We start from the raw sequence: 10,236 nt of genomic DNA, 5'->3' as shown, positions 1-10,236 counted from the left end.
TGGCTACTTGGCACCTTTCAAGTATGAACAGGAACTTGCCAAGGCAGCGTAAAAAAGTGTCCGGAAAACTCTTGCCAGATCAGGTAGCAGTCAGAAAAAATCCACACCGAGTCCATTAAGCGGCTTATATATTGGGGATATTTTGGTTGAGATACCTAAAAATACAAGTAAACAAGGAGACACAAAGCTCAAGGATAAAAATTCACCCAACGGAGTTGAGCATTCAAAGATTGACTTCACAAAAACGAAAGCATTAGCAACAACAAAAAAAGAATGGCAAGAAGAAAAGAAAAAAGACCATGAGCATGACTCAAACTAAAAAGCAGCAGAGAATCTAAAAAATTCCCGCTGCTTCCTGTTATTTTACCGTTTGCAGTCCGTCCATACACTGAATGTGATACGAAGCTATATCAACTCTACATCATCCGACGCGAGCAACCGTCGTGCAATAATCAACCGCATCACTTCATTGGTACCTTCGAGAATCTGATGGACCCGGGTATCGCGGACATGGCGCTCCAGAGGGTACTCACGGATATAGCCATAGCCACCATGAATCTGCAGGGCTTCGTTACAGACCTTGAAGCCGACGTCCGTAGCAAAACGTTTAGCCATCGCGCAGTAGGCAGACGCCTCAGGCTCCTTGCGATCCAGTTTGTCTGCTGCCATCCGAACCATCTGTCGGGCGGCAACCAGCTCTGTGTTCATATCCGCCAATTTGAACTGTAACGCCTGAAACCCAGCCAACTGTTTGCCAAACTGCTTACGCTCCAGCATATAGTTCCTGGCGGTATTGAGCGCCTGCTGGGCGGTCCCGATGGAACAGGTGGCAATATTGATCCGGCCGCCATCCAGCCCCATCATCGCGAAACGGAACCCTTCGCCCTCTTCACCCAGACGATTCCCTGCTGGCACGCGGACATTATCAAGATTTACCTGCCGGGTAGGCTGGGAGTTCCAGCCCATCTTTTCTTCCTTGCGCCCATAGCTGATGCCATCACTGTCCGCCTTGAGGACGAATGCCGACACACCTCCGGCACCTTCGCCGCCTGTACGCGCCATCAAAACCAGCACATCCGTACTGCCGGCACCGGAAATAAACACCTTGCTACCATTGATGACATAGCTGTCACCATCACGGATCGCGGTGGTTTTCAGTGAAGCAGCATCACTCCCGGCCCCCGGCTCGGTCAAACAGTACGATCCCAGCCACTCACCGGTCACCAGCTTTTCACAAAAAGTCTCACGCACCGGGTCATGGGCAAAGCTGGCCACCATCCAGGTCACCATGTTGTGGATGGTCAAATAAGCCGTCGTGGATGTACACCCCATGGCCAACTGCTCAAACACCAGGCTGGCATCCAGACGAGACATCCCCATGCCCCCCTGTGCCTCCGGTGTATAGAGGGAAAGAAAACCCATTTCTCCCGCTTTTTGAATGACATCCACAGGAAAATGTCCCTGACTGTCCCATTCAGCAGCATGAGGAAGCAATTCTTTGTCGGAAAAGGCTTTTGCCGTTTGCTGGCAGGCTTTTTGATCGTCGGTAAGCTCAAAATGCATTGATTATTATCCTGTCACTGGCAACGCGCTGCGGCCTCAGCCTCCCGATGTGTCGACAGGCATTGTTGTACATCTCCACGCTAGCGCAGGCGCTGGTCGATTGCACGCAGATGACAGTATAACAATCGTTGGGGACTGTGCTTTACTCTTCTACCCAAGCATTTCTCTGCATGATCCCTGACTCTTGTGCGATGACCTCACCAATCCTCACCATTCTCTCGTGTGCCAGCACAATCCAAGGACGCCCAGGATGACAGACTAAACCTGCAAGATCCCAACGAGAGCCGATTGCGATCGTCCTATCAGGTTCGACACCGTGCAAATCAACTATCCTGATACGCCCTCTGGCACCACAGAGCAACCACCTGCCATCAGAGCTCATCGTCAATTTCCCTTGATTGACCTCATCAGGAGAGACATTCATCTGATGTCGAAGTCCACCGGTATGCCTGTCATAAATGAGCAGTTCAGCCTGACCATCTGACAGGCAATGAGCGATACCATAGTAATTATCCGTTTCTAAAACCGCTGTGGCACCAGCACCCAGCTGCCTGATACTGCGGCACTCACCGGTAAGCGCATTAACCTGCTGTAGCACATTAGATGGTGTAATAACGGTGACGGTACTGGATACCGTATGGCTGGTCACCAGACTTGCCATATGATCGGGGCGTCTTTGGCCTATCGAAAGCTGTTGCCTAAAAAAAACACTACCATTTTGGATGTCACAAAGATCAACGCTGCCATTCTCCCTTACCGCAATAAGCTCCCTCTCGTTCGCAGTAAATGCCAACCCGACACACTCATCTGCTGGCATCTGGCGGCAGTCTTGCGGAGGACTCTCATTATCAGCACCAAGGCCTCGAGCATTGGACAAGTTATAAAGCCTGATTTGCCCGTCATCACGCCCAACCACACATTGCTGCTGATCAGCAGACAGTGCCAGACAAGAAACTCGAGTGTCGTCATCCGAATCAGAGTCATAATCCATTGGTTCTTCATCTGACGCCAGTTCCGAGCCATCATTCATTGATGCTTCTTCATCAGAAGTCTGCATGGGTTCAACCGGATGGTTATTTTGCAATGTTTGTCGCCACGCCCTTTGAATAGCTCCGGATAAGGTATCCAGGAGGCAAATATCGCCATTGTCTTGCGCTATAACCAGACAAGAACAATTTTTACTCAAGACAATTGCCGCCACATCATCTGTCATCTCGACCCCTAAAATCTCATCAATAGACAGCAGCGGAGCGCTGGCAATAACATCACTGAGAGAGTCAATTTCAGGAAGCCTGCCAACTGGGTTTGATGCTGCGGATAGGCTGGCTTCAGGCTCTAGTATTCTTATTTCCTGAACGGGTATTGCAGAACCATGTGGAAAATATTCTGCAACCGGTTGATCAGCAGCCACCGAATTACGGGAGTCAACTTCCGACGGAAAGTGCACCGGTCGAGCTACCGTAGATACAGTCACCGAATGCTGTGACAAGCGTGTATCCTGGGCAGGATTTACAACATCACTGGATTGCGACTCACCTAGCGTTGGAACAGGGGTTACCCCCTGACTCTGCCGTTCTTTTAATTTCTCAACGATACGGCAATATTTCTTTTTTTTTCCGTAAAAATTGTCGGCAGATCTGTTAAACAGCTCTTTTATAGTAATACTTGCATTCCGATTAAAACGGCCACTCCATTCTAAATTCATCCCTGATTCCTTCAATATTCCTATTAAACCGCCATTATGAAGGAATCAGCCAGTATTCTGCGTAACCAGCCTGTTAGTTTTGCTACACAAAGATTTCAGCACTATTCCACATCCAAAGACCAGAGGCATGATGGAATAGCAACCACTAACGGCCTGCAATTCCCTTATCTACCAATTGATCAATCGCCTGCTGATCTAAACCAAGTGCATGCAGAACGTCGTATGTATCGGTTCCGGGCATAACGCCGGTTCTTTCATACTGCAATGGAGCGCTGGAAAATTGTATTGGGCAAGCCAACTGGGCCTGTGGCTTACCACTGGAATCCGGTACATCAACAATCAAGTCACGAGCTTGGCTATGTTGATGACAGGTTGTCTCAGATAACATCAACACCGGCTCAACACAGAGGTCCAACGGCTCAAAGATCATCCGCCACTCCTCAAACGTGTTTTTCGCAAACCGGGCCTGAATATCGTTTCGTAACCGCTGCTGTTGTTCAGGGCTGACATCCGCAACACGTGACAGCCAGCCAGGTTGACCAATCGCCCGAAAAAAACCCTCCGCAAACTGCGGTTCCAAACTGCCCACAGAGAACCATCGGCCATCACGGGTACGGTAATACCCATAAAAGCTACCCCCATTAAGGAGTTCTCGTTCCGCTTCCGGCGTACGCCCATCAGCCAGGAATCCGGCACCAGCCATGGTATTCAGTGCGATGGCGCCATCCAGCATACTGATATCGATATGCTGTCCCTGTCCGCTGCTGTGACGCTGAATGACAGCCGCCAGAATCCCCATCACAGCGTGGTGTGAACCACCGGCAATGTCTGCGATCTGTACCGCGTGAAGCCCTGGCCCTGTTTCGCGGTTACCGCTGTAACTGGCCAGACCTGACAGAGCCAGATAATTGATATCGTGACCTGCCCGGTCTTTCATGGGACCGTTCTGACCATAACCGGTGATGGAACAATAAATCAGCGCAGGGTTGATGGCTTTAAGGCTGGCGTAATCCAGCCCAAGGCGCTGCATCACGCCAGGCCGGAATTGTTCAATAACAATATCGTGAGATTCCACCAGCCTCCGGATAATCTCTACCGCTTCAGGTCTTTTCAAATCCAGGGCAATGGACTGTTTGTTCCGGTTGATTGTGGCATGCGCTGCCGACATACCGGCTTCCACCATCGGCGGCAGCAACCGTAGCATATCCGGTCGGTTCAGCGCCTCGACACGGATGACCTCGGCCCCCATATCCGCCAGCAACATGGTCGCGTAGGGACCGGGCAGCAAGGTCGTGAAATCCAGAACTTTCAAACCGGCAAGGGGGCTGGGCATGGTCAGACGGTTTCCTGTTTTATCCGATCAATCACGCAATCAATAAACACTATCCAGATCGTTGAAAGGCTCATTCTTTGCTGCCTGCTCAAGCAATAAGGCTGGCGGCGTAAAACGCTCTCCGAACCGTTCCGCCAACGCCTGCGACCGGGCCACAAAATCACGGATGCCGTACTGATTGATGAACTGCAACGCCCCCCCCGTCCAGGCTGCAAAGCCAATGCCGAAGATGGAACCTATATTGGCATCCCGGACACTGCCCAGTACGCCTTCCTCCAGACAGCGCACCGTTTCCAGCGCCTGAATAAACAGCAAGCGGTCCTTGATATCCTGTAACGGCAAGATCCCTGCCGCTGGTGTGAAATGGTCTGTCAAGCCGGGCCAGAGGACTTTCTGCCCTTTATCCGGATATTCATAGAACCCCATCCCGGCAGCGCGACCGGCTCGCCCCAGCCCCAGCATCACATCAACGGCAGCATCTGCCGGGTGTTGGAGATAGGCTTTGCCCTCCGCTTTCAAATCATTGATAGCCTGGCTGCGAATCCGCCCCATCAGGGTCAAGCTGACCTCGTCACTGATAGCCAGTGGTCCGACCGGCATCCCCGCCAGCAGCGCGCCATTTTCAATCGCAGCGGCGGGCACACCTTCCGCCAGCATGGCGATCCCCTCGTTGGTAAAGGTGCCAAACACCCGGGACGTGAAAAAGCCCCGGCTGTCATTCACCACGATCGGGGTTTTGTTAATCTGCAGGACGAAATCAAAGGCTTTTGCCAGCGTTTCATCGGACGTTTGTTTTCCACAGATAATCTCCACCAGCGGCATCTTGTCCACCGGCGAGAAAAAATGCAGCCCAATGAAGTTGGCCGGTCTGACGCTGGCCTCAGCCAGCCCGGAGATCGGTAACGTCGACGTATTGGATGCAAACACCGTGGACGCGGCCAGGACGGTTTCAGCCTCACGTGTGACCGACGCTTTCAATGCCCGGTCTTCAAACACCGCTTCAATGACCAGATCACAGCCTGCCAGATCATCAGCCGATGTGGTGGTTTGTATCCGCTCCAGCACTGATACCTTGTCCGCCTCGGTGGCCTGCTTGCGTTTCAAATGCTTGTCGAGCAATTGCGCGGAATAGGCCTTACCCTTTTCAGCCTGTTCAAGACTGACATCTTTCAGCACCACATTAATGTCCCGCGAAGCGCAGGACCAGGCGATACCGGCGCCCATCATTCCGGCACCAAGAATACCAACTTTTTTCACGGGTTCTGTGTCAGCCACTTCCGGTCGACTGCCACCCGCCTTGACGGCATTCAGCTGAAACCAGAACGTACCCATCATGTTTTTTGAAACCTGACCGGTCACCATCCGGGTAAACCAGCGGGACTCAATGCGGGTCGCGGTATCAAAATCCACCTGCGCGCCTTCCACCGCGGCACTGAGAATCGCTTCGGGCGCAGGATAGCAGCCCCTGGTTTTCTCTTTCAGCATGGCTGGCGCAATCGCCAGTTTCTGCGCCATCTTGGGGGTGGAAGGCGTACCTCCCGGTATCCTGTAGCCTTTGACATCCCAAGGTTGAATAGACGTTGCATTCGTCCTGATCCAGGCTTCCGCTTCTGACTGCAACTGATCTTCCGTCTCCACCAGTGCATGGATCAGCCCCCGCTGCTGCGCTGCTGCCGGACGCAGCTGTTTGCCCTCCATCAGTAACGGAAAGGCGGCTTCCAACCCCAGCAGTCGTACGGTACGGACAATGCCACCCGCACCGGGCAACAACCCCAGCGTCACTTCCGGCAATCCCAGGCGAATACTGTCATCCGCTAACGCAATCCGGCGATGGCACATCAGGCACAGCTCCCAGCCGCCACCCAGTGCCGTACCACTGATAGCAGCAACTACAGGGACACCCAGTGTTTCCAGCCGACGCATGTCCGCTTTCATGGCTTCAACACTGTGAAAGAACATTTCTCCCTGCTCAGCACCAATCTGGATAAGCGACTTCAGGTCTCCACCCGCAAAAAAGGTTTTCTTCGCAGAACGCAGGATGACACCGGCCAAGGTCTCTTTTTCAGCCTCCAGCCTGTCGATGACTTCATGGAAATCCTGCTGGAATGCCGCATCCATGATATTGGTGGAGCCGTCCGGGCGATCCATGACCAGGTGAACGATATGGTCGGAGGTTTTCTCGTAACGAATCGAAGTCATGCCCTGTCCCCTCTCACACCCGTTCAATAATGGTTGCTATGCCCATACCGCCGCCGACACAGAGGGTCGTCAGGCCATATCGCTGTTGCCGCTCTTCCAATTCATCCAGTAAGGTGCCGATCAGCATGGCGCCGGTCGCCCCCAGCGGATGTCCCATGGCGATTGCGCCACCGTTCACATTCACTTTTTCATCCGGCACACCCAGTTCCTTCTGGAAGCGGAGCACGACAGCTGCAAAGGCTTCATTAACCTCAAACAGATCAATGTCTTCGACAGACAGGCCGGCAATCGCCAAAGCCTTGCGCGCGGCAGGCGCCGGGCCGGTTAGCATGATGGTTGGATCCGTGCCCACCAGCGCCGTGGACACCACCCTGGCGCGGGGTTTGATTCCCAGCGTTTTCCCCATTGATTCACTGCCAAGTAATAACAGGGCTGCACCATCAACAATGCCGGAAGAATTGCCAGGGGTGTGGACATGTTGAATGCGTTCAACGTGGGGATATTTCTCACGAGCCACACCGTCAAATCCCATCGCCCCCATCATTTCGAACGAAGGCTTTAATCCTGCAAGACTTTCGGTGGAACAGTCCGGCCGAATCAACTCATCCTCCGACAGAATCGTTATCCCGTTTCGATCCTGTACCGGAATCAGTGAGCGGGAAAACGCCCCACGCTGCCAGGCCGCGTCCGCCTTCTGGTGGGAAGCCACCGCAAATTGATCCACCGACTCCCGGGAGAAGCCATCCAGCGTTGCAATCAGGTCTGCCCCGATGCCCTGCGGCATGAACCCTGTGGACAGGTTGGTCTCGGGATCCATCGCCCAGGCACCGCCATCACTGCCCATGGGCACCCGGGACATGGACTCAACGCCCCCTGCCACCACCAGCTGTTCCCAGCCGGAACGGACTTTCATGGCGGCCATGTTCACCGCTTCTGCGCCGGAGGCACAGAAACGGTTGAGGGTGACCCCAGCCACATCGTCATGCCAGTCGGCCGCCAAGGCTGCGGTCTTGGCAATATTCGCCCCCTGGTCGCCCACCGGTGTGACACAACCGAGCACGATGTCATCCACCTTTTCGCTGTCGAAGCCGTTCCGTTCCCTGAGGGTGTTGAGCAAATCTGCCAGCAGCGTCACTGGCTTGACTTCATGCAGCCGCCCGGAGGCCTTGCCACGCCCCCGGGGCGTTCGGATCGCATCGTAGATAAAGGCTTCAGTCATGACAGGTTCCGTTGCGTGTTTCGCTATTTGCCACCCACACTAACGCAACCCGGATACACCACAATGGCGGGTTCAGTCATTTTAAGTGGCCAAAAATGACAAAGCAGCTTTTTCAAATCCATAAAAATCCCCGTTGCGGCAGGTACCGGAACGGGGATGTTTGTTGTGGACAGCGGCGGTGATAACGTCGCTTAATGGCAGGTTGCGTCCGCAGGCATGGCGTCAAAGATGGCCTGGACAGCTTCTTCCTGGTTCGTTTGATTATCATCAATAGGCAGCGGCAACATTTCAGTATCCATGCAGGCGATTTCAGCCACTGACCGGGCGAATTCTTCCAGAACAACATCGATTTCTTCTTTGTAACGACTCAGCTTGTCATCAAACTGGATGACAAATATCGGGTTGTTCTCGGAGTCAGGACGGTTGGTTTCATACAGGCCAAGACGAAAGCGTTCATCATCACTCAGGTCGGCCAGGGCGAACGAACGTGAATCGACGCTGGACTTGAGATACTTCATCAGGTCGAGCGCATCATTGGCAGTAACGGCTCCCTCCCGTAAGCAGTCGGCTATAAAATCCTGCGGTTCCTGGCTGGACTCCCGGAAACGGCTGATCAGTACTTCATAGCGCTCAAGCAGGTCATCTCCACAGTCATGCTGGTCACTCATGGCGGTCTCCCTCCGGCTCATGGCTGTTTTTTTATCGCTCATGACATCCTCCCCACTCGTCACTTCAATTTCAGTGTAACCCGACCGAAACGGTATGGAAAATGAAAAATCGGCCGCCGCTAAACACGTCAAATGACGTATTTATGCACCGACAGGGGTTTCACGCTGCTATACAAGGAAAAACGCTATTCTGACCTAACGGTCAAATGACGACATTACAAAAAAATGACGAGAAATAATGCCTAACCGGCCTCAGAGGCTACCTGTTTAGAGACGCGCCAGGCCCCCGGCGTCATACCAGTCCATTTCTTGAACGCCCGATGGAAGGTGCTGGGCTCAGCAAAACCGGTCAGGCTGGCAATCGCCGCCACCGGCAGCTCATTGCGGGATAAATGGAAAATGGCCCTGTCACGGCGTACAGCATCCAGAATGCCACGATAGCTGGTACCTTCGTCCTTCAATCGGCGCCGCAAGGTGGGCGTTGATAAATGCAGCCACCCGGCCATTGCATCAAATACGGGAAATTCATCAGGCTCAAGCCCTGATAACCGTTTGCGGATAAGAGCAGAGACGCTGTCGTCATGCCGATAACGGCTCATCAGGTTCGCCGGAGCTTCTGCCAAAAACGGCTTCAGGGTCAACGGATGCTGTACGACCGGCGCAGACAGATAGCTTGTGGAAAAATACAAAACATTATTCAGCCTATTGAAGCGGTAAGAACAAGGGAAAATCAGATGATACTCATTCAGGTACGGTGGTTCATCAAAATCAAAGTCAACCTGCCGAACCAAGATATGGCGATCAATCATCCAGCTTAACCATCGAAGCATGCTGACCAGCAATGTCTCAATAAGAAAGCGGTTACCCTCCGGCGTTGTTGGTCGTTCACTATGCAAAGACAGAGCGGCTTCATCGCCTTGCTGTCTTAATGAAAGCGTAATGTCATTCGAGATCAAGCCAAAGAATCGGATACAACGTTCCAACGCCTGCCCCAGGGTTTTACAGGTGATGCAGGCATGGCACATCATGGCAAAGGAACCAACCGGACAGACTTTCTCGGATAACCCCAGGAATTCATCCTGAAGCGATTCTCTGATCAGCAGAATCAGACGTGTGAATGCCTCACGATCAATCCGAATGCTCTGATCACTGATAACCGCCCGACAGATACCCGCCTTATCCATTAGCAGGAGGGGGTTAATTCCCTTGTCACGAATACCGGTCAAAGCAGCCACAACAAAGTCACCCGCAATACTTGTTCTGGCATCATGAGAGTACATCATCTACAAACGCTTCCTGATGATATCCAGTAATTTTTATGGAGATAATCCTGCCGCAAATAGCCTGATAAACAAACTGTTTTACTGTTTTTTCCTCAATGCATCTTCCTTCACTTGGATACAAAGCTGAAATGATCACGCCATGCCATCATCGCCATGAAAGTTGTCAGTCATACCCGCCATATAGTTACCTGATTACCACCTAACATAAGCCATTCTCCCGTCTAAACTTACGACACTGGTTTTCCTTGGGTTAGGAGACGTGTCAT

General features: G+C 52.6%; 8 protein-coding genes. 1 reads left to right on the top strand and 7 read right to left on the bottom strand.

The window, feature by feature from the left end:
* The first annotated feature begins 142 nt into the window (after window positions 1-142).
* Window positions 143-319 (top strand): hypothetical protein, encoded by a 177-nt coding sequence (locus ABD892_RS13375; protein ID WP_345196275.1) that lies wholly within the window; start codon window positions 143-145, stop codon window positions 317-319.
* A gap of 86 nt (window positions 320-405) precedes the next feature.
* Here the strand turns inward: ABD892_RS13375 and ABD892_RS13370 are convergent, their stop codons facing one another.
* The 7 genes from ABD892_RS13370 to ABD892_RS13340 all read right to left on the bottom strand — a co-directional run bounded on the left by ABD892_RS13370 (window position 406) and on the right by ABD892_RS13340 (window position 9,970).
* Window positions 406-1,563 (bottom strand): acyl-CoA dehydrogenase family protein, encoded by a 1,158-nt coding sequence (locus tag ABD892_RS13370; RefSeq protein ID WP_345196273.1) that lies wholly within the window; start codon window positions 1,561-1,563, stop codon window positions 406-408.
* 142 nt (window positions 1,564-1,705) lie between these two features.
* Entirely contained in the window at window positions 1,706-3,268 is a 1,563-nt protein-coding gene (locus ABD892_RS13365; protein WP_345196272.1) for a WD40 repeat domain-containing protein, read from the bottom strand.
* Window positions 3,269-3,413: 145 nt separating this feature from the next.
* Entirely contained in the window at window positions 3,414-4,601 is a 1,188-nt protein-coding gene (locus ABD892_RS13360; RefSeq protein WP_345196270.1) for a CaiB/BaiF CoA transferase family protein, read from the bottom strand.
* 39 nt (window positions 4,602-4,640) lie between these two features.
* Complete coding sequence (locus tag ABD892_RS13355; RefSeq protein WP_345196269.1) at window positions 4,641-6,800, bottom strand: 3-hydroxyacyl-CoA dehydrogenase NAD-binding domain-containing protein; 2,160 nt, start codon at window positions 6,798-6,800, stop codon at window positions 4,641-4,643.
* 13 nt (window positions 6,801-6,813) lie between these two features.
* Window positions 6,814-8,019, bottom strand: coding sequence for an acetyl-CoA C-acetyltransferase (locus ABD892_RS13350; RefSeq protein WP_345196268.1), 1,206 nt, complete (start codon window positions 8,017-8,019; stop codon window positions 6,814-6,816).
* A 191-nt stretch (window positions 8,020-8,210) separates the two neighbouring features.
* Window positions 8,211-8,729, bottom strand: a complete 519-nt coding sequence (locus tag ABD892_RS13345; RefSeq protein WP_345196267.1) for a hypothetical protein — start codon at window positions 8,727-8,729, stop codon at window positions 8,211-8,213.
* A gap of 200 nt (window positions 8,730-8,929) precedes the next feature.
* Window positions 8,930-9,970, bottom strand: coding sequence for an AraC family transcriptional regulator (locus ABD892_RS13340; RefSeq protein WP_345196266.1), 1,041 nt, complete (start codon window positions 9,968-9,970; stop codon window positions 8,930-8,932).
* Between the last annotated feature and the right edge of the window lie 266 nt (window positions 9,971-10,236).

Origin of the sequence: Kistimonas scapharcae (assembly GCF_039540975.1) — a bacterium.
GTDB classification, from domain to species: Bacteria; Pseudomonadota; Gammaproteobacteria; order Pseudomonadales; family Endozoicomonadaceae; genus Kistimonas; species Kistimonas scapharcae.
Note: the sequence above shows the minus strand (reverse complement) of the source record. Positions and strands in the feature narration are given on the sequence as shown.